The sequence below is a fragment of the Streptococcus cristatus AS 1.3089 genome (assembly GCF_000385925.1).
In the GTDB taxonomy this organism is placed as follows: domain Bacteria; phylum Bacillota; class Bacilli; order Lactobacillales; family Streptococcaceae; genus Streptococcus; species Streptococcus cristatus_B.
Genome location: NC_021175.1, coordinates 1,945,151 through 1,966,074 on the forward strand (window position 1 = coordinate 1,945,151; position 20,924 = coordinate 1,966,074).

Sequence of the window (20,924 nt, forward strand, 5' to 3'; positions counted from 1 at the left end):
ACTCTTATGGGAGATTATTATGAAAAAGTTTAGGAGGTTTAAACAAAGTTAGGAGGTCTTTGTTTATGCTTCTAGTATAGCTGGCCTATCTTAAATAAAGCTTAAGCTTTTTGAATATTGATAATTTTCGCAATATCGCTACTTAGAATCTCAAAAATATCAGACAAATTGCTAGCTTACTACTCTTTGTCGCAGAAGCAACTATTGTGACATCACTCGTCCTTTACGTAACTCAAGGATTTGGTCATAACGCTCTTCTTCATCAATATGATGGGCTATTTCCAGCACAGTGATTGGTAAAGAAAAGATTAAGTCTCTAACCAGACGACTATTTTTTTCATCCAAAGCCGATGTCACCTCATCCGCTAATAAAATATCCTTCTCACGTAAGAGAAAACGCGCTAACTCTAATCTGACACGTTGACCTCCTGAAATGTTTTCACCATTATTATGAATCTCTACATTCAAAATATCCTGAAATTCATCTATTAAGCCAACTCGGTCCAATACCTCCAATAATTCATGATCCTGAAAAGGCTGACCAAAAGTTAGATTATAGCGGATAGTATCGTTAAACAGGAAGGGATGCTGACTAATTAAACCGATATTCCCTTGGAAATGACTCGTTATCTGATTGCCATTATACTGAACGAAAAAGTCTCCCTCATCACATGCTTCTTCTCCTAAAATCAAGCGAAAAAGAGTCGTCTTACCAGACCCACTCGGCCCTTTGATTAAGACCTTCTGACCTACTGAAATCGTCGCCGTCAAATCAGAAAAAAGTTGACGTCCAGCAAAGCTTTTTGAAATATGATTTAATCGCAAAGATTCAAGATTTTCGACAAATTGATCCTTTGTCTCTTCAAAATCAGGTTCTTCTTCGATAATCTTAAACAGGCGGTTCGCAGTTGGTAGGGCACCTTGGAGATTGGCTGCACTGTACATCAGAGTTTGAATCGGTTCGACCAGCATCCCCGCAGCCACATACATAGAGATGAGGCTTGTGATAGAAATAGAATTCCCCTGCAAACTCAAATAAAAGCCTAAAGCAAGAGGAACAACCTGACTAAAAAAGACCATAAAACCATTAAAGAAAAAAATAATATTATGTGTAAAACAAAATCTTTGGATGGCTCTTTGATATTCTCCGTTTAAATCATTCACTCGCTCTTCATTTAGCTTCATGGCCTGATTAATCCGTAAGGTTTGACTGCCTTGCATACTATCTGAGACAAGCCCATGTAATTTTGTTCTAAGTTTGGACCAGCTGTCTCCTGAATCTTGTAAACGACGATTCATAATGAACTGAGGAATGGGTCTCATAATCGTAAAAATCACGAAAATAAGTCCTAAGAGAAAATTTTGTGAAACAATGTAAGTGGCTGTGACAAGGGCTACAAATCCCCAACTCACCATAACATTTATATTTTCTAAATAATTATCACCCACATATTCCATATCTTGAGTTAGCAGACTAACTTTTTCATCATTGGAAAATTTAGGATTCAATATGACCTTTTTAAATAAAAGAGCACGGACACTTTTGTTGATTTCCCTTCGAAATATATTGTGCGAATGGTTTGAAAATAGCATCAGACTATAAATAACAAGATAGACAGACAAACCAAATGAAGCAAAATTGAGAATTTTTTCATAAGAAAGACCGTCTTGATCTAACTTCAAGGCCTTCGTTAAAATCAGAGGTTGCGCCAACACCAAACCACTGTTGACAATACGCCCTAGAAAAATAGGAAAAAGGTACTTCTTATCAATGTACTTGTAAATATTTCTCATAATCATCACCTATCAAAATAGAAAAGTGCAGATTCTAATAGATATCGTGACAAATTCACATCGTCACTTTTTTATCTGTGCAATTTAATTATAACTATTATACATTTATTGAAATAGTAAATCAAGAATCTCTAAAAGATTAGCCTATAAAAGCTGCAATATCGCTAACTTCTTGGGCAATATAGGTGGCGCCAACTTCTTCCAATTCTTCCCTGCTACCAAAGCCATAAAGGACACCGATAGAATCAAGCTTTTGCGCCTGAGCGCCAAGCACATCGTGCTCCCTGTCTCCAATCATGATAGTATGCGCCAAGTCTGTAATCTGATTTTGTTCTAGGGCATACTGGATAACATCGCTTTTTTTACTACGTTTTCTGTCCATGGTCGCGCCAGCGACAAAGTCAAAATAGTCATACAAACCAAAATGTTTGAGAATTTGAATGGAAAATTCTTCAGGTTTTGACGTAGCGACAATCAACTGTTTACCAGCCTGCTTCAAAGAAGCCAGCAATTCCGGAACGCCTGGATAGACCTCATTTTCATAAAGGCCTTTTTCGGAAAAGTACTCGTGATAGTAGTCAATGACCTTTAAACATTCTTCCTTAGAAAATCCATAAAAGCGCTCAAAAGAATCCTGCAAGGGCGGACCGATAAAAACTCTCAATGCTTTCTTGTCTGGCACTGCAATCCCATATTTTCCTAAGGAATAGGCCACCGAGTTGGTAATCCCTAGTTCTGAATTGGTCAAGGTGCCGTCTAGGTCAAATAAAATCGTTTGATACATTTTTTCTCTTTCTGTTTTCCAAAAGAGGCTGGGACAAAAGTCCTAGCCTCTCAATTGTCTTTGGATTGTCGAGCAAGACGCAGTGGTTGAGTGGGCTCTATTACGCTGACTTCATCAGCTTTTATAGCCTTACTCAACTGTGCGGAGGTGGAACGACGAAATCGAATTCTAACGAATTACCGATTTCTGTCCCACTCTATTGTCTTCATTTGCTTATAAACTAGACCAAACACTTTCCAAGATATTGGTCTGCTCGCGACCTGGTCCGACTGAGAAGGTCGAAATGCGGACTCCAACCAACTCGCTGACACGACGAACATAATTGCGGGCATTTTCTGGCAGGTCTTCTAGGCTACGGACACCAGTGATGTCTTCTGACCAACCTGGCAATTCTTCATAGATTGGCTTGCAGCGCTTGAGCTGCTCTAGACTTGCTGGGTAATGGTCGATTCGCTCCCCATCCAAGTCGTAGGCTACACAGATTTTGACTGTATCCAGACCACTCAAAACGTCAATGGAGTTCAGCGAAAGATTGGTAATTCCTGATACGCGGCGGCTGTGGCGCATAACAACGGAGTCAAACCAGCCCACCCGACGCGGACGACCAGTCGTTGTACCGTATTCATGACCCACTTCGCGGATGCGGTCACCCACTTCATCAAAAAGCTCTGTTGGGAATGGTCCATCACCAACACGGCTCGTATAGGCTTTGCAGACACCAACAACCTTGTCAATCTTGCTCGGACCAACACCTGAACCAATCGTCACCCCACCAGCAACTGGATTAGATGAAGTTACAAATGGATAGGTACCTTGGTCAATATCCAGCATGACGCCTTGAGCCCCTTCAAAGAGGACACGCTTGCCTTGATCCAGAGCGTCATTGAGGATGACAGATGTGTCAGTCACATACTGCTTGATTTGCTGACCGTATTCATAGTATTCTTCAAAAATATCGTCGATGTTCATAGCTTGGCCATCGTACAATTTCTCAAAGAGGCGGTTTTTCTCAGCTAGATTACGCTCCAAGCGCTCTCTGAAAATGTCTTTATCCAAGAGGTCTGCTATACGGATACCGACACGCGCAGCCTTGTCCATGTAGGCAGGTCCGATTCCCTTGATCGTCGTCCCAATTTTATTGTCGCCTTTAGCTTCCTCTTGCAGGCGATCAAGCTCGATATGATAAGGCAGGATGACATGGGCACGGTCTGAAATACGCAAATTATCTGTGGTAACACCTTCTTGGTGCAGATAAGCCAACTCCTTGACCAGAGATTTAGGATTGACCACCATCCCATTTCCAATCACTGAGATCTTTTCTGGGAAGAAAATTCCTGACGGAATCAAGTGCAATTTATATTTTTTCCCGTCAATCACAATCGTATGTCCAGCATTGTCACCGCCTTGGTAGCGGGCAATCACTTCAGCATTGGCCGAAAGGAAATCCGTAATTTTCCCTTTTCCTTCATCTCCCCATTGGGTCCCTACAACAACAACTGATGTCATAATTTCGTCTGAGCCGCGAGAGCTCTTCCTTTCTTAATCTACAAGGCAGGAGTTTCACCTGCAAACGTATCTTACACCTTATTATAAGAAAATTTTGATTTTTTTTCAAGATTGAGTGCCTTTTGAATTTGGATTTTCGCTTTTGAAAGCGAATTACTCTTTTCTAAAATTTCTATTTTCCTGAAATAATTCCACAAAACGCCAAGAAAAGTTCGGAAATCTCTCAGAACCGTAGTGAATAGTTGTTTTCTGGCCTTTTTTATAATAGACTGAAAGTACCATATTAAGGACGGAAAAACATGATGACTATTGATCGTTTACTCGAAAAGCTAGACCCTGCCAGCCCGATCTTACAGGCGACTTTTGGACTGGAAAGAGAATCCCTGCGCATGACAGAGGCAGGGACACTGGCATCAACTCCTCATCCCAGCTCTTTGGGCTCTCGGACTTTTCATCCCTATATCCAGACAGATTTTAGCGAGCAACAGCTCGAATTGATTACGCCCATTGCTTCTTCAACTAAAGAGGCTCATCGCCTGCTGGGTGCCATTACTGATGTGACTGGACGCTCCATCTCGCGAGAAGAACTCATGTGGCCCTTGTCCATGCCTCCCCAGCTCCGAGAAGACGAGATTGAGATTGCCCACCTCGAAAATACCTTCGAACTCCGTTATCGACAAGGTTTAGCGGAGAAGTATGGCAAGCGACTCCAGACTATTTCTGGGATTCATTACAATATCGAACTAGGAGAAGACTTGATGACAGCCCTCTTTGAGGCTAGTGACTTCACCTCCCTCAAGGATTTTAAAAATGCTCTCTATCTCAAATTAGCTCGTAATTTCCTCCGTTTCCGCTGGTTCTTGACCTATCTTTATGGTGCAGCTCCACTGGCAGAAGCTGGCTTTTACGACAAGCAAGTTGAGGCTCCTGTCCGTTCACTCCGCAATAGCCAGCATGGCTATGTTAATGAGGAGCATGTCCATGTGTCATTTAGCTCGCTGGAAAGCTATGTCTCAGACATCGAAGCCTATGTCGAGTCTGGCGACTTAAGTGCAGAAAAGGAATTTTACTCGCCCGTACGCTTTCGCGGTCAAAAACGAAATCGAGATTACCTAGAACAAGGCATTACTTACTTGGAACTGCGCTGTTTCGACCTCAATCCATTTAATGTCTTAGGTATTAGTCAGGAAACCTTGGACACAGTCCATCTCTTTCTCTTGGCTCTCTTGTGGCTGGATGACCTTACAGATAGCGATGCACAGCTACAAGCCGCCTATGCTCTCAACGATGCTATTGCTCTGGCTCACCCCTTGACTCCTCTACCTCCAGAGGCCGACAGCTCTGCTATTCTCCAAGCTATGGAAAATGTGATCCAGCATTTCAATCTGCCTGACTCCTATCACCAATTACTGGCACAAGTCAAGGCTACGCTGACCGAGCCCAAACTGACTCTGGCAGGCCAATTATTGCCTCATATTGAGAAGAATTCCCTCTTAGATTTTGGACTTGCAAAAGCACGGGAATATCGAGATTACGCCTGGACTGCACCCTACGCCCTCAAGGGCTATGAAAAGATGGAGCTTTCCACTCAAATGCTTATGTTTGACGCTCTCCAGAAAGGACTCCATCTCGAAATCCTAGATGAAAATGATCAATTTCTCAAACTTTGGCATGGTCAGCATGTAGAGTATGTCAAGAACGGCAACATGACCTCCAAGGATAACTATGTCATCCCTCTGGCCATGGCCAATAAAACAGTCACCAAAAAGATTTTGGCAGCAGCTGACTTTCCCGTTCCGGCTGGAGCAGAGTTTTCTTCTCTCGAAGAAGGACTAGCTTATTACCCTTTGATTAAGGACCGACAAATTGTCGTCAAACCCAAGTCAACCAACTTCGGACTGGGCATCTCTATCTTCCAAGAACCAGCTAGTCTGGGAGCCTACCACAAAGCCTTGGAAATTGCTTTTTCAGAAGACGCCGCCGTCTTAGTAGAGGAATTTATCGCTGGAACGGAATACCGCTTCTTTGTCTTAGACGGTCAATGTGAGGCGGTTCTCTTGCGCGTGGCCGCTAATGTGGTCGGAGACGGCCAGCATACCGTGAGAGAATTGGTTGCCATCAAAAATGACAATCCCCTGCGCGGTCGAGATCATCGGTCGCCGCTTGAAATCATTGAACTGGGAGACATTGAACTGCTCATGCTAGACCAGCAAGGCTATGGACCAGACGATATCCTGCCTGCTGGTGTCAAAGTTGACTTGCGGCGCAATTCCAATATTTCTACTGGCGGAGACTCGATCGATGTCACAGAAAGTATGCACCAATCTTATAAGGAACTTGCTGCGGACATGGCAAAGGCTATGGGAGCATGGGCCTGTGGCGTTGACCTGATTATCCCTGACAGATCTGCTATTTCCACCAAGGAAAATCCCAACTGTACCTGCATCGAGCTTAACTTCAACCCCTCTATGTATATGCACACCTATTGTGCTGAGGGGCCGGGACAAAGCATCACTCCGAAAATACTGGCCAAACTTTTCCCAGAAATGGACTGATAAAACACGAATCGCAAGGAACACCCTGCGATTTTTGCTTGTCTACTTGCAATAGACAACGAGCCTTTCGCTCGACAAACAAGGCTTGCTTTCGTGATAGGAAGCAAAGCTCTTTCTTGATGAGGCAAGCATTCTCAGCAAATCTAAAAACATATCTGAATATATAAAATCATTGCACTCTTTATCCTTCAAAAACCAGCTTTTATGTTAAAATAGAAATATCACATTGAGAAGAAAGAGAAAGGTTTATGTCGAGAAGAAAGAATAATTCAAACCAGCAGCCGGAATGGTTTAGCTGGATTTGGATACTTGCAATTATATTTGGTTCTGGAGTGGTAGCCAGCTATCTGATCCCCATTGCTATTTTGGGAGGTGTTGGCTACGGAATCTATCGCTACCAAAGACAGAAAAGAGTTCGTATTGAAGCTAAACAAGCCAGCATTGGCCGTATTGAAGATTTAAAAGCAGAGATTGGGCAGGCTGACCGCCGTATTAAAGAATTAGAAAGCTACCAAGAATACGGCAAGAAGGAAGATTACCAGGATTTAGCTCTGCAAATTCTTCCCCAACTCACCTATATCAAAAACGTTACTAAAGAATTGCGAGATGAAATCCCTGCCTCTGTCTACCAGCGCATTCAGACTAAAATTACTACTGTAACCGAGGAAATTGATAAACAACTGCAAAAGATTGAACGAGAGAAAAGACAAAAGGAAGCGCAGCCCAAGAAAACGAGTCTAGAAGAGCTAGCCCCAGAATTGGTCGCTACAGTTCACAATATTCAGATTGACCACGAGGCCATTCTTCAAAAAATCTCTCAATCCGAAAGCAATAATAAGGAAGAGCTGACTGCCATCCATCAGTCCCAGATGGAGCACTACGAAGATATTTTAGAAGGCTACCTCAAAATCAAAGCTGCTCCCAAAGATTTTTACAATGCAGAGGAGCGGCTAGCCAAGGCCAAAGCAGCTATCGAGCAGTTTGACTTGGACCTAGACGAAGCGCTGCGTCAGTTAAACGAAGCTGATTTGAGAGACTTTGACATTAGCCTGCGTATCTTAGACAAAGAAAAGCAAACAGACACTGGCTTTTAAGCTAGATAAACCAAAGGAGAAACTATGAGCCAAGAATTTAATTTTGACATTGATAAAATTGCTAACAATGCCATCAGCAAAAGCGACAAAACAACAGAAATTATCGAAGCCAACACGACTCAAGGAAATGGCCAGCTAACTTTTCTGGAAAAGCTGACTCCTGAACAACAGAGTGCGATTACGACTAAAGCTCCACAGCTAGTGGATAATTTCGTATCAGACCAGAATGCCTTGCTGGACTTTGGTCAATCTGCTGTCGAAGAAGTCAATAGCACTGTCAATCGTATCTTAGCCGAGCAGAAAAAATTGCAGATTCCTCAGGTAGATGAGCTCTTAAAAAACACCAACAAAGAACTCAATGGCTTTGTCGCAAAATACAAGGATGCTCAAGTAGCAGAATTGGACAAGAAGCCTAATTTCCTGGAAAAACTCTTCAAACAGAGCAAAAACACTCTTCAAGAATTCTATTTTGACTCACAAAATATTGAGCAGAAAATGGACGGAATGGCTGCAACCGTCGTCAAACAAGAAGATGTTCTGGCTCGCAACATCGTTTCTGCTGAAATGCTGATTGAGGACAATACCAAATCGATTGAAAACCTAGTTGGAGTTATTTCCTTTATCGAAGCTGCTCAGCAAGAAGCTGGTAATCGAGCGCTCAAGCTGCAGGCTGAAGTTGCTCAGTTAGATATGACAACTGTTGACTACCAAGTCAAATCGCAAGAATTAGCCCGAATGACAGAGGTGGTCAATACCCTAGAGCAGCAACACACTGAATATGTCAGCCGTCTCTATGTGGCTTGGGCGACAACGCCTCAAATGCGTAATCTGGTCAAGGTTTCCTCTGATATGCGCCAAAAGCTCGGAATGCTTCGTCGCAATACCATTCCAACAATGAAGCTGTCTATTGCCCAATTAGGTATTCTCCAGCAATCCATGAAGTCTGGTCAGGTGGCTGACGCCATTTCAAATGCTAACAACGCTGCCCTGCAAATGCTCGCTGAGACCAGCAAGGAAGTCATTCCTCAGCTGGAGCGGATTTCCCAAAGTCCTACTATTGCTGTTGAGTCTGTCACCAAGCTAGCAGAAAGCCTTGTCGCACAAAACCAAGGCATTATCGAAGCCATTGATAAAGGACGGGAAAAACGTGCTCTGCTAGAAGCTACTGTTATCCAGTCTGCAGAGACCATCAACAACTCTGTCAAACTGCGTGATCAAAAGATTATCCAAGCCCTGTTGGACCAAGGCAAGGAAGCCCAGAAAGAATTAACTTCAGAATAAGCCAAAGAGCCATCCAGGCTCTTTCAAATCGTAGAGGCTGGGACAAAAGTCCTAGCCTCTCAATTGTCTTTAGATTGTCGAGCAAGACGCAGTGGTTGAGTGGGCTCTACTAGGCTGATTTCATCAGCTTTTACAGCCCTACTCAAGTGTGCGGAGGTGGGACAGAAATCGAATTCTAACGAATTACCGATTTCTATCCCACTCTCTTTTTGTATTTTTGGTCAAGAAGATAAAAATGCACTCAGTTCTTAAGGAGAATTGAGTGCATTTTGTTGAAAAAGATGTTTCTTTATAGATTTTTGACTGCCGCAATGGCTGCTTCAAAGTCTGGCTCAGTATTGATATTGTCTACGTACTCGGCGTAGGTCACGGTGTTGTTTTCGTCCAAGACAAGGACTGCACGGGCTAAAAGATGCCATTCATTGATGAGGACAGCATAGTCACGGCCAAAAGAATGGTCAAAGTAGTCTGATAGCATAACAGCATTTTCGATGCCTTCAGCAGCACACCATTTGCCTTGAGCGAAAGGCAAGTCAACTGAAACCGTGATGACAACAGTATTGTCCAAATCAGCGAGCTCTTGATTGAAACGGCGAGTCTGAGTTGAGCAGACACCAGTATCGATAGACGGCACGATGCTGAGAACTTTCTTTTTGCCAGCAAAGTCAGCCAAGGTTTTCTTTGAAAGGTCAGTTGCTGTCAGGCTAAAATCACGGGCTGTGTCGCCGACTTGCAATTGCTGACCTGTAAAGGTTACAGGATTTCCGAGAAAGGTTGTCATTAAAAGTCTCCATTCATATTTTCTAGAATTATTTTACCGCTAATATGGATTTTTTTCGAGCAATTTGTCTGAAAAGACGACACCCGAATTTGGATGCCGCCTTTTATATTAGAAAACTGAGAATCAATGTATATCTAGCGAATTTTTCAGTCTTATTTAGACAGACCTTCTGCAATCTTTTCTAAGTTGTATTTCATCATGCTGTAGTAGCTATCGCCTTCTTCGCCTTCTTCTGCAACAGAGTCAGTGAAGATTTTAGCGTAGATTGGGATGTTAGTGTCTTTGGAAACTGTCTTCATCGGACGGTCGTCTACACTTGATTCCACAAAGAGAGATGGCACTTTCGTCTTGCGCAATTTTTCAACCAAGCTTTTAATTTGGTCTGGAGTCCCTTCTTCTTCAGTGTTGATTTCCCAAATGTAGGCTGATGGCACATTGTAGGCCTTAGAGAAGTACTTGAAGCAGCCTTCGCTGGTTACAATCATTTTCTTTTCTTCAGGAATGTTGTTGAATTTCTCTTTGGCTTCCTTGTCCAAATTACTTAGTTTTTCCACATAAGCTTTAAGATTTTTCTCATAAGTTTCTTTATTAGCTGGGTCTTTTTCGCTCAAACGTTTGGCAATATTTTGAGCATAGATGATACCATTTTCCAAGTTGAGCCAAGCATGAGGGTCTTCCTTCCCTTTTTCACTTTGGCCTTCCAAGTAAATCACGTCCACGCCTTCGCTGACAGCATAATAGTCCTTGTTTTCTTTCTTCTTAGCATTTTCTACTAATTTTGTGAACCAAGCATTACCACCTGTTTCTAGGTTGATCCCATTGTAGAAGATCAGATCCGCTTGGGAAGTCTTTTTGACATCTTCAGGCAGAGGCTCGTATTCATGTGGGTCTTGACCGACAGGCACGATACTGTGCAAATTGATCTTATCGCCAGCGATATTCTTTGTAATATCCGCAATAATCGAGTTGGTCGCAACAACATTCAATTTTGAAGAACCAGTCTCGGTACTGCTTTTTTGACTAGAGCAGGCTGCTAGGCCGACAAAAGCCAGCAAAAGCAGAACTAAGAAACGACATTTTTTCATTGGAAATCCTCCATAAATATATTATTTTACTTTTCTTTTTAAATACCGCTGCTTTGGTGCGATAAAAAATGAAACCAAAAAGATCAGGGCAGAGGTTAGAACGATACTAGAACCTGCTGCAACATTAAAACTATAACCGATGAAGAGACCTAAAACAGATGCACCAGCCCCCAAGGCAGATGACAATAAAATCATGGTCTTGAGACTCTTGGCATAGAGATAGGCTGTCGCAGCTGGTGTAATCAGCATGGCCACAATCAGAATCGTTCCGACACTTTGCATGGCTGTGACAGATACCAGAGTCAAGAGAATCATCAGTAAATAGTGGTAAAAATTCACCTTCATTCCCATAGCTTGGGCTAAGAGCGGGTCAAAGGAGGTCAGCAAAAGCTGCTTGAAGAAAATAGTAATGACCAGCAGCACCAAAATACCCACGCCAATACTAATCCACATATCAAGGTCTTGTACCGCCAAGATATTCCCAAAGAGAATATGGAAGAGGTCGGTCGAACTCTTGGCAACGCTAATCAAAATGATCCCCAGAGCCAAGAAGGAAGAAAAAGTAATCCCGATAGCCGTGTCACTTTTGATAATAGAATTGCCCTTGATGTAAGTGATAATAATGGAAGCTAGTAAGCCAAAGGTAATGGCACCGATGAAGAAATTAATCCCCAAAATATAAGACAGGGCCACACCGGGCAGCACCGCGTGAGAGATGGCATCCCCCATGAGCGACATGCCCCGCAGAATGATAAAACATCCAACAGCACCGGCCACCACTCCAATCACAATGGCCGTAATCAAAGCATTTTGCAGGAAATGAAAATCATGCAAGCCTTGAATAAATTCCTGAATCATCCTAGGCACCTCCATTCATAAAGAGCTGAGAGCCATAGGTCTTCTGCATATTTTCTTTGGTGAAGGTGCTCTCAGTTGATCCGAAAGCGACGACTTTTTTGTTAAGTAGCAAGACTTGATCAAAATAAGCGACCACCTTGCTCAAGTCATGGTGGACAATCAAAATCGTCTTCCCGTCTTTTCTTAGCTGGCGGAGGGTCGCCATAATAATCTCTTCACTGACCGAGTCAATCCCAACAAAAGGCTCATCTAGGAAAATATAGTCCGCCTCCTGAACCAAGCAACGGGCAATCAAGACCCGTTGAAATTGCCCACCAGACAACTGGCTAATCTGCCGCTCAGCAAAATCTTCTAAACCAACGATTTTCAAAGCCCGAGCAACCTTTTCCCAGTCAGACGCTTTGAGGCGTTGAAAGAGCTTGATCTTCGGATACAAGCCCAGAGACACACACTCCTTGACCTTGATGGGAAAATTATAATCAATGTGAATTTTCTGCTCTACATAAGCAATCTTGCTTAATTCTTGCTTCATGGGTTTTCTGTCCAGAAAGGTCTGCCCCTCACTCTCAACAATTCCTAACATACCTTTTATGAGAGTTGACTTTCCAGCCCCGTTTGGTCCGATAATCCCTGTGATAGTCGGTCCTTTTATGGTTAAAGAAGATGGTTCTAAGGCCAGCTGTCCTTGATAACTGACACTTAAATTTTTCATTTCAATCATTGTTACACCTCTTTTGTTTTAATATACATTAAAATGAAAATTAAGTCAAGTTAATTTTTGAAAAATCCTTGAAATCAATATAGGAAATATTTGAAAAAAGGAGCTAATTTTGATAAGGTTATATCAAAAGTATGAAAGTGAGAACAAGATGACACGTTTACAAGATGATTTTTATGATGCCATTAATGGTGAATGGGCCAAAACAGCGGTTATCCCAGATGATAAGCCCGTAACCGGCGGCTTCACAGATCTGTCCGATGAGATTGAAAAGCTGATGCTCTCCACTACTGATCAATGGCTACGGGGTGAGGAAGTTCCTGATGATACTATTTTGCAAAACTTTATCAAGTACCATCGTTTAACTGCCGACTATGACAAGCGGGAAGAACTCGGTGTCAAGCCTGTTTTACCTTTGATTGCGGAATACCAAGCACTCAACTCCTTTGCAGAATTTACCACAAAGATTGCCGAGTTTGAGCTGGCTGGCAAGCCCAATTTCTTTCCTTTTGGTGTAGCGCCTGACTTTATGGACGCCCGTATCAATGTCCTCTGGGCAGATGCGCCGGGTACTATTCTTCCAGACACAACCTACTATGCCGATGGGCATCCTCAAAAGGATAAACTTTTGAAAAAATGGCGCGAATCTTCCGAAGCCTTGCTGCAAAAATTCGAATTTTCAGCAGAAGAAATCCAAGATTTGCTGGATAAGGTTTTAGAACTGGATGCTCGAATTGCCAAAGTCGTTCTGTCACGGGAGGAAAGCTCAGAATATGCCAAGCTTTACCACCCTTACAAGTGGGAAGACTTCAAAGCCTTAGCACCGAATCTACCTTTAGATGCTATCTTCACCCAACTCATCGGGCAAATTCCTGACCAGATTATCGTACCAGAGGAGCGTTTCTGGCAGGCTGCCGACCAATTTTACTGTGAAGATGCTTGGCCTCTGCTCAAGGCCGTGCTTATCTTTAACGCTATCGCGTCAGCTGAAGCTTATTTGACTGACGAAATCCGTGTCCTAGCAGGCGCTTATCGTCGCGCCCTATCTGGAACACCTCAAGCTCAAAACAAGAAAAAAGCTGCCTTTTACCTAGCTCAAGCGCCTTTCAATCAAGCCATCGGGCTCTGGTATGCTGGACAGAAATTCTCCCCTGAAGCCAAGGCCGATGTCGAGCAAAAAGTAGCCAACATGATCCAAGTCTACAAGGAGCGACTCGCAAGCAATGACTGGCTGACACCAGAAACTCGGGACAAGGCTATTGTCAAACTCAATGTCATCAAGCCTTATATCGGCTACCCAGAGGAGCTGCCTGAGCGCTACGCAGACAAGATTGTTGATGAAAATCTTAGTCTCTTTGAAAATGCCCAAAAGCTTCGACAAGTGGAAATCAAGCATGGTTGGAGCAAGTGGAACCAGCCAGTGGATTACAAAGAATGGGGAATGCCAGCCCATATGGTCAATGCCTACTACAATCCTCAGAAAAACCTGATTGTCTTTCCAGCGGCTATCCTGCAGGCGCCTTTCTACGACCTGCACCAGTCTTCTTCAGCCAATTATGGCGGTATCGGAGCGGTTATTGCTCATGAAATTTCTCATGCTTTTGATACCAACGGCGCTTCCTTTGATGAAAACGGCAGCCTCAACAACTGGTGGACAGAGCATGACTACCAAGCCTTTACTGAGCGGACTCAGAAAGTCATCGACCAGTTTGAAGGTCTAGATTCCTATGGTGCCAAGGTCAATGGCAAGCTGACCGTTTCAGAAAACGTAGCGGACTTGGGCGGTATTGCAGCAGCTCTAGAAGCAGCCAAGAAAGAAGCTGACTTCTCTGCGGAGGAATTCTTCACTAACTTTGCCCGCATCTGGCGAATGAAGGGACGCGAAGAGTATATGAAGCTCTTGGCAAGTGTTGATGTCCATGCGCCCGCTAAACTTCGGACCAATGTACAGCTGCCTAACTTTGACGACTTCTTTACGACCTTTGATGTCCAAGAAGGAGACGGCATGTGGCGGAACCCAGAAGAGCGCGTGGTGATTTGGTAAGGGACTTCAATAATATTTCATCAAACAAAAAACCTGCTCAGGAAGGCATTAGAGCCTTCCCGAACAGGTTTTTATAGTTCTTTGATTTCTTTCATATAGCCGGCTGTGATGATACCAGCAGGCAGAGCGACAATGGCGATTCCTAAAAAGGAAGAAATCATGGTAATAATTTTTCCAGTCGTTGAAACTGCATAAATATAGCCATAACCAACTGTCGTCAGGGAAATGGTTGCCCAGTAGAGGGCGTCAAAAAAATTAGGAAATGTACTGGGCTCGACATTAAAAATGATAAGGGCAGAGATAAAGATATAGCCAAGAGCCAAAAGACCCACGATAATCAAACTGTCCTTCTGCTTTTTTAGGACATTGGTCAATATTTGAATATTTTTAGAATAGCGAATAAACTTAAAGAGCCGCAAACTATTATTTAACAAAAAGAGAGAAGGCAAAATGCAGAGCAAATCAGCCAGCGCCATAAAGGTGAGAGGATAAAGTAGAAAAGAAAGCTTTCCTTTTTCCAATTTATAATCAGCCGTTAGAAGCCGAAGAATGTGGTCAATAATAAAATAACCGTTGACACAAAACCCAACCACACGAAGATTCCTGTGTGACTTTTTGTGGTCAGGGGGATCAGGCTGACAATAATCGTCAGGAACATAAAGACATCATAGGCTTTTTCAATCGTATTTTCCTTTTGATGGGGCTCAATAATCTGAAATAAAGTCTTCCTTGTCATCCTCAACCTCACCTTTTTAAACTTGCTTTAATTCTATCTGTTTCTAAAAATAAGTCAAGGTCGATCAGTAAAGATTTTCTTCATTCTCCTTCGTCGGTTGCTTTCAAAATCCCTTGAAAATGGTATAATAGATAGAAACGTGTCTAGAACACGGAAAAGATCGTTGGAGAGTAAATGATTATGGCAACTTACAATCACAAAGAAATCGAGCCTAAGTGGCAGAAATACTGGGCTGAGCACCATACATTCAAGACAGGTACGGACAAGGACAAGCCTAACTTTTATGCGCTGGACATGTTTCCTTATCCATCAGGAGCTGGTTTGCACGTAGGACACCCCGAAGGCTACACAGCGACGGATATCCTCAGCCGCTACAAGCGCGCGCAAGGCTATAATGTCCTTCACCCAATGGGCTGGGATGCCTTTGGTCTGCCGGCTGAGCAGTACGCTATGGATACAGGGAATGACCCAGCTGACTTTACAGCAGAAAACATCGCCAACTTCAAACGCCAAATCAATGCGCTTGGTTTTTCTTATGACTGGGACCGGGAAGTCAATACAACAGATCCTAACTACTACAAGTGGACCCAGTGGATTTTCACCAAGCTTTATGAAAAAGGTCTGGCTTATGAAGCTGAAGTGCCAGTAAACTGGGTTGAAGAGCTGGGAACGGCTATCGCCAATGAGGAAGTTCTGCCAGACGGAACATCTGAGCGCGGGGGCTATCCAGTTGTCCGCAAGCCTATGCGCCAGTGGATGCTGAAAATTACAGCTTATGCAGAACGTTTGCTCAATGACTTAGAGGAGCTGGACTGGCCAGAGTCTATCAAGGATATGCAGCGCAACTGGATTGGCAAGTCAACCGGTGCCAATGTAACCTTCAAGATTAAAGGTACAGACAAGGACTTTACCGTCTTTACGACTCGTCCGGACACTCTTTTTGGTGCGACCTATGCTGTTTTGGCTCCAGAGCATGCTCTCGTTGATGCCATTACAAGTGCAGAACAAGCCCAAGCAGTTGCAGACTACAAACACGCAGCCAGCCTTAAATCCGACCTAGCTCGGACTGATCTAGCTAAGGAGAAGACCGGTGTCTGGACAGGAGCTTATGCCATCAATCCTGTCAATGGCAAGGAAATCCCAATCTGGATTGCCGACTATGTGCTTGCAAGCTACGGAACAGGGGCTATCATGGCCGTTCCTGCGCACGATGAGCGCGACTGGGAGTTTGCTAAGCAGTTTGATTTGGAGATTATTCCAGTTCTAGAGGGTGGCAATGTTGCTGAAGCTGCTTATACAGAAGACGGTCCGCATATTAACTCTGGCTTCCTAGATGGCTTGGACAAGGCTGCCGCGATTGAGAAGATGGTTGCTTGGCTGGAAGCAGAAGGTGTCGGAAATGAAAAAGTCACCTATCGCCTGCGCGACTGGCTCTTTAGCCGTCAGCGCTACTGGGGTGAGCCGATTCCAATCATTCATTGGGAAGACGGGACTTCAACAGCTGTTCCTGAAAATGAATTGCCGCTTGTCCTGCCTGTAACCAAGGATATCCGTCCGTCTGGTACCGGTGAAAGCCCTCTGGCCAATCTGACTGACTGGCTGGAAGTGACTCGGGAAGATGGTGTCAAAGGACGCCGCGAAACCAACACCATGCCTCAATGGGCTGGTTCCAGCTGGTATTACCTGCGTTACATTGACCCCCACAACAATGAGAAATTAGCAGACGAAGAGCTGCTCAAGGCATGGCTGCCAGTTGACATTTACATCGGTGGCGCAGAGCATGCCGTGCTCCATCTTCTCTATGCTCGCTTCTGGCATAAATTCCTCTATGATCTTGGAGTGGTGCCAACCAAGGAGCCTTTCCAAAAACTCTTTAACCAAGGGATGATTCTGGGTACTAGCTACCGTGACCACCGTGGAGCTCTTGTAGCGACAGACAAGGTGGAAAAACGAGATGGTTCTTTCTTCAACATCGAAACGGGAGAAGAACTGGAGCAAGCACCTGCCAAGATGTCTAAGTCTCTGAAAAATGTGGTCAACCCTGACGATGTAGTAAAGCAATACGGTGCTGATACCCTTCGTGTCTATGAAATGTTCATGGGACCGCTGGATGCTTCCATCGCTTGGTCAGAAGAAGGTCTGGAAGGTAGCCGCAAGTTCCTGGATCGGGTTTATCGTCTCCTTAACTCTAAGGAGCTGGTCTCTGAAAATAGCGGAGCTTTGGACAAGGTCTACCATGAAACAGTCAAGGCTGTCACAGAGCAGATTGAGGATCTCAAGTTCAACACAGCCATTGCCCAGCTCATGATCTTTGTCAATGCAGCCAACAAGGAAGAAAAACTCTATGTCGAATATGCCAAAGGTTTCATTCAATTGCTGGCACCTTTTGCACCGCACTTGGCTGAAGAACTCTGGCAGGCAGTTGCCCAAACAGACGAGAGCATCTCCTATGTAGCTTGGCCAACTTATGACGAAAGCAAGCTGGTTGAAGCAGAAGTCGAAATCGTCGTTCAAATCAAGGGTAAGGTTCGTGCTAAGTTAGTTGTAGCCAAGAACCTGAGCCGTGAGGAACTGCAAGAAATCGCTCTGGCAGATGAGAAAATCAAGTCTGAAATCGCCGGCAAAGAAGTCGTTAAAGTCATTACTGTACCGAATAAACTGGTTAATATCGTGGTGAAATAATTAGTTTGTTACAGCATTATAATAAATTTAGAAAGGAGTCGTTTGAAACGGCTCTTTTTTCAATACTTTTCTTCTCTTAAATAGTAGAACTTTTCTCATTTTTCGATTTTCTCTTGTATTAGTTCTAGGTTTTATTTATAATGATTATAAATAAAAAGAAAAGAGAAAAGTTTCAGAATGGAAGAACATAAGATTGACAAAAATTTTAGCGGACGCCTGAATATTTTGCGGGCTGGGGTTTTGGGAGCCAACGATGGCATTATTTCTATCGCAGGGGTGGTCATCGGGGTGGCCAGTGCAACGGAAGATATTTGGATTATCTTTCTATCTGGTCTGGCTGCTGTCTTTGCTGGCGCCTTTTCTATGGCAGGCGGAGAGTATGTATCCGTCTCCACTCAGAAGGACACTGAGGAGGCTGCAGTGGCTAGAGAGCGAGAACTCTTGGAAAAGAATCCCCATATTGCCAAACAGTCCCTCTATGCCTCCTACGTCCAAAATGGTGAGTGCGAGACTTCTGCCCAACTCTTGACCAATCGCGCCTTCTTGCAGGATCCGCTCAAGGCCTTGGTGGAGGAAAAGTACGGCATTGAGGTCGAAGAGTTCACTAATCCTTGGCATGCAGCTATATCCAGCTTTCTAGCCTTTGCCATAGGTGCAATTTTCCCTATGCTGACCATCGTTCTTCTTCCAGCTGCCTATCGGATTCCAGCAACCGTCCTTGTTGTAGCTCTTTCTCTCTTGGGAACCGGCTATACCAGTGCAAAATTGGGACAGGCACCCATTAAAAATGCCATGATCCGTAATCTCACTATCGGGCTTTTGACCATGACTGTCACCTATCTTGTAGGCCAATTCTTCTCAATTTAAAAGAAGAACTATTCAGGCCAGCACAATAAAAAGATTGAAAAGAAATAATTTCTCTTCAATCTTTTTCTATTTTAGACTTAGATTAGTTTTGGCCAAGAGCAGCTGCCATTGTTGCTGCAACTTCTGATTCGAAGTCGTTAGCTGCTTTTTCAATACCTTCACCAACTTCAAAGCGAACAAACTCAACTACTGAAGCATTCACTGATTCAAGGTAGGCTTCAACTGTCTTGCTGTCATCCATGATGTACACTTGGGCAAGAAGTGTGTAAGCTTGGTCAACTTTAGTGTTGTCAAGCAAGAAGCGATCCATTTTACCTGGGATGATTTTGTCCCAGATTTTTTCTGGTTTACCTTCTGCAGCCAACTCAGCTTTGATGTCAGCTTCAGCTTGTGCAATCACTTCGTCAGTCAACTGAGCTTTTGAACCATATTTCAAGTGTGGAAGTGCTGGCTTGTCAACCATAGCGCGGCTTTCATTGTCTTGATCGATAGCGTGGTTCAATTGTGCCAATTCATCTTTAACAAATTGCTCATCCAATTCTTTGTATGAAAGAACAGTTGGCTTCATCGCAGCGATGTGCATAGAAATTTGTTTAGCAAGAGCGTCATCGCCACCGTCAATCACTGAAACAACACCGATACGGCCACCGTTGTGTTGGTAAGCACCGAAGTGTTGAGCATCAGTCTTTTCAACCAAAGCAAAACGACGGAATGAGATTTTTTCTCCGATAGTCGCAGTCGCAGATACGTATGCAGCTTCCAGAGTTTCACCTGAAGGCATTGTCAATGCAAATGCTTCTTCATTGTTAGCTGGCTTGCCTTCTGCGATAACTTTTGCAGTAGCATTTACCAATTCAACGAATTGAGCGTTTTTCGCAACGAAGTCAGTTTCAGCGTTGACTTCAACGATAGCTGCAACGTTACCATCCACGTAAACACCTGTCAAACCTTCAGCGGCAACACGATCAGCCTTCTTAGCTGCTTTTGCCATCCCTTTTTCGCGAAGCAATTCAATCGCTTTTTCGATGTCACCATCAGTTTCAACCAATGCTTTCTTAGCGTCCATGACACCAGCACCAGATTTTTCGCGCAATTCTTTTACAAGCTTAGCTGTAATTTCTGCCATTTTTCTTCTCCTATGTTTACCATTTTTAAATAAAGGGGCTGGGCTCAGCCCCGCCCCTTTAGGTTAATTGACTTATGAAAATTATGCGTTGTCGCCTTCTACAACTTCAACGATTTCTTCGATTGAGTCTGCTTGAGTTTCAGTTGCAGCAAATTCTGCTTCAACAGTCGCTACAGCGTCCTCACCTTGACGACCTTCGATAACAGCGTCAGCCATTTTCGCAGTGATCAATTTAACGGCACGGATTGCGTCGTCGTTAGCAGGGATAATCACATCGATATCGTCTGGATCAGTATTTGTGTCAACCATCGCAACTACTGGAATACCAAGTTTCTTAGCTTCCTTAACAGCGATTTGCTCTTTATGAGGGTCAACGATGTACATTACATCTGGGATGCGAGGCATATCTTCGATACCACCCAAGAATTTTTCAAGACGAGCACGTTGTTTGTTCAAGAGTGCTACTTCTTTCTTAGGAAGAACTTCGAAGATTCCTTCTTCTTCCATACGTTTGATTTCTTTCAAACGAGCAACACGTTTTTGGATAGTTGTCCAGTTTGTAAGAGTTCCACCCAACCAACGGTGGTTGATGTAGTATTGACCAGCACGTTCTGCTTCTTCTTTTACAGCTTCAGCAGCTTGCTTTTTAGTACCAACAAACAAGATAACTGCATCGTTTGCAGCTGCATCACGCATGAAGTCATAAGCTTGATCTGCGTATTTTACAGTTTGTTGAAGGTCGATAACGTGGATACCATTACGCTCAGTGAAGATGTACTTAGCCATCTTAGGGTTCCAGCGACGAGTTTGGTGACCAAAGTGAACACCAGCCTCAAGAAGTTGTTTCATTGAAATTACTGCCATGAGTAAATTCTCCTTTTTGTTTTTTCCTCTTTTAGATTTCAGCTCGCAGAGCTACCAATCGGCAACGGCTCCACAATTCATCTAAAATGAGTATTTCTGCCGTTTAAACGGCATCTACTATCATATCAAATTTTCTAGCTTTTGACAAG

17 protein-coding genes are annotated in these 20,924 nt (G+C 43.6%); 6 read left to right on the forward strand and 11 right to left on the reverse strand.

Annotated elements, in window-relative coordinates; translation table 11 throughout:
* Positions 1–201 precede the first annotated feature (201 nt).
* From I872_RS09600 to I872_RS09610, 3 genes are all read right to left on the reverse strand, one after another.
* Positions 202–1,794 carry an ATP-binding cassette domain-containing protein gene (locus I872_RS09600; protein WP_015605893.1) on the reverse strand — a complete coding sequence of 531 codons (1,593 nt, stop codon included), beginning with the start codon at positions 1,792–1,794 and terminating at the stop codon, positions 202–204.
* A gap of 139 nt (positions 1,795–1,933) precedes the next feature.
* Positions 1,934–2,578: an HAD family hydrolase gene (locus I872_RS09605; RefSeq protein WP_015605894.1), complete on the reverse strand. Its 645-nt coding sequence runs from the start codon at positions 2,576–2,578 to the stop codon at positions 1,934–1,936.
* Between the two features lie 213 nt (positions 2,579–2,791).
* Complete coding sequence (locus I872_RS09610; RefSeq protein WP_015605895.1) at positions 2,792–4,084, reverse strand: adenylosuccinate synthase; 1,293 nt, start codon at positions 4,082–4,084, stop codon at positions 2,792–2,794.
* Positions 4,085–4,386: 302 nt separating this feature from the next.
* Here I872_RS09610 and gshAB point away from each other — a divergent pair, with 302 nt between their 5' ends.
* The 3 genes from gshAB to I872_RS09625 all read left to right on the forward strand — a co-directional run bounded on the left by gshAB (position 4,387) and on the right by I872_RS09625 (position 9,014).
* Positions 4,387–6,639, forward strand: a complete 2,253-nt coding sequence (gene gshAB, locus I872_RS09615) for a bifunctional glutamate--cysteine ligase GshA/glutathione synthetase GshB (RefSeq protein WP_015605896.1) — start codon at positions 4,387–4,389, stop codon at positions 6,637–6,639.
* A gap of 248 nt (positions 6,640–6,887) precedes the next feature.
* Positions 6,888–7,733 (forward strand): hypothetical protein, encoded by an 846-nt coding sequence (locus tag I872_RS09620; RefSeq protein ID WP_015605897.1) that lies wholly within the window; start codon positions 6,888–6,890, stop codon positions 7,731–7,733.
* A gap of 24 nt (positions 7,734–7,757) precedes the next feature.
* On the forward strand, positions 7,758–9,014 hold the full coding sequence (locus I872_RS09625; protein WP_015605898.1) for a toxic anion resistance protein: 1,257 nt from the start codon (positions 7,758–7,760) through the stop codon (positions 9,012–9,014).
* A 289-nt stretch (positions 9,015–9,303) separates the two neighbouring features.
* Here I872_RS09625 and tpx read toward each other — a convergent pair whose 3' ends face one another.
* The 4 genes from tpx to I872_RS09645 form a co-directional block, all read right to left on the reverse strand.
* Complete coding sequence (gene tpx, locus I872_RS09630) at positions 9,304–9,795, reverse strand: thiol peroxidase (RefSeq protein WP_015605899.1); 492 nt, start codon at positions 9,793–9,795, stop codon at positions 9,304–9,306.
* Between the two features lie 152 nt (positions 9,796–9,947).
* A complete protein-coding gene (scbA, locus tag I872_RS09635) occupies positions 9,948–10,880 on the reverse strand; it encodes a metal ABC transporter substrate-binding lipoprotein/adhesin ScbA (RefSeq protein WP_015605900.1) in 933 nt (310 codons plus the stop codon).
* 21 nt (positions 10,881–10,901) lie between these two features.
* Positions 10,902–11,738, reverse strand: coding sequence for a metal ABC transporter permease (locus tag I872_RS09640; RefSeq protein WP_015605901.1), 837 nt, complete (start codon positions 11,736–11,738; stop codon positions 10,902–10,904).
* Position 11,739: 1 nt separating this feature from the next.
* Positions 11,740–12,459: a metal ABC transporter ATP-binding protein gene (locus I872_RS09645; RefSeq protein WP_015605902.1), complete on the reverse strand. Its 720-nt coding sequence runs from the start codon at positions 12,457–12,459 to the stop codon at positions 11,740–11,742.
* Positions 12,460–12,607: 148 nt separating this feature from the next.
* On the opposite strand from I872_RS09645, the gene I872_RS09650 reads away from it, so the two are divergent.
* Positions 12,608–14,500 (forward strand): M13 family metallopeptidase, encoded by a 1,893-nt coding sequence (locus tag I872_RS09650; protein WP_015605903.1) that lies wholly within the window; start codon positions 12,608–12,610, stop codon positions 14,498–14,500.
* Between the two features lie 71 nt (positions 14,501–14,571).
* On the opposite strand, the gene I872_RS09655 is transcribed toward I872_RS09650, so the two are convergent.
* Positions 14,572–15,093, reverse strand: a complete 522-nt coding sequence (locus I872_RS09655) for a potassium channel family protein (RefSeq protein ID WP_015605904.1) — start codon at positions 15,091–15,093, stop codon at positions 14,572–14,574.
* Positions 15,036–15,236, reverse strand: coding sequence for a hypothetical protein (locus tag I872_RS12355; protein ID WP_231913937.1), 201 nt, complete (start codon positions 15,234–15,236; stop codon positions 15,036–15,038). Before I872_RS12355 ends, I872_RS09655 begins: the two co-directional genes overlap by 58 nt.
* Before the next feature lie 180 nt (positions 15,237–15,416).
* Here I872_RS12355 and leuS point away from each other — a divergent pair, with 180 nt between their 5' ends.
* Positions 15,417–17,918: a leucine--tRNA ligase gene (gene leuS / locus I872_RS09660; protein ID WP_015605905.1), complete on the forward strand. Its 2,502-nt coding sequence runs from the start codon at positions 15,417–15,419 to the stop codon at positions 17,916–17,918.
* A 177-nt stretch (positions 17,919–18,095) separates the two neighbouring features.
* Complete coding sequence (locus tag I872_RS09665) at positions 18,096–18,785, forward strand: VIT1/CCC1 transporter family protein (RefSeq protein ID WP_041826840.1); 690 nt, start codon at positions 18,096–18,098, stop codon at positions 18,783–18,785.
* Positions 18,786–18,867: 82 nt separating this feature from the next.
* Here the strand turns inward: I872_RS09665 and tsf are convergent, their stop codons facing one another.
* Both tsf and rpsB read right to left on the reverse strand, forming a co-directional pair.
* The gene (gene tsf, locus I872_RS09670) at positions 18,868–19,911 is read right to left on the reverse strand and encodes a translation elongation factor Ts (protein WP_005591546.1); all 1,044 of its coding nucleotides are present in this window, start codon (positions 19,909–19,911) and stop codon (positions 18,868–18,870) included.
* A gap of 81 nt (positions 19,912–19,992) precedes the next feature.
* Positions 19,993–20,775: a 30S ribosomal protein S2 gene (gene rpsB / locus I872_RS09675; protein ID WP_015605907.1), complete on the reverse strand. Its 783-nt coding sequence runs from the start codon at positions 20,773–20,775 to the stop codon at positions 19,993–19,995.
* Positions 20,776–20,924 lie beyond the last annotated feature (149 nt).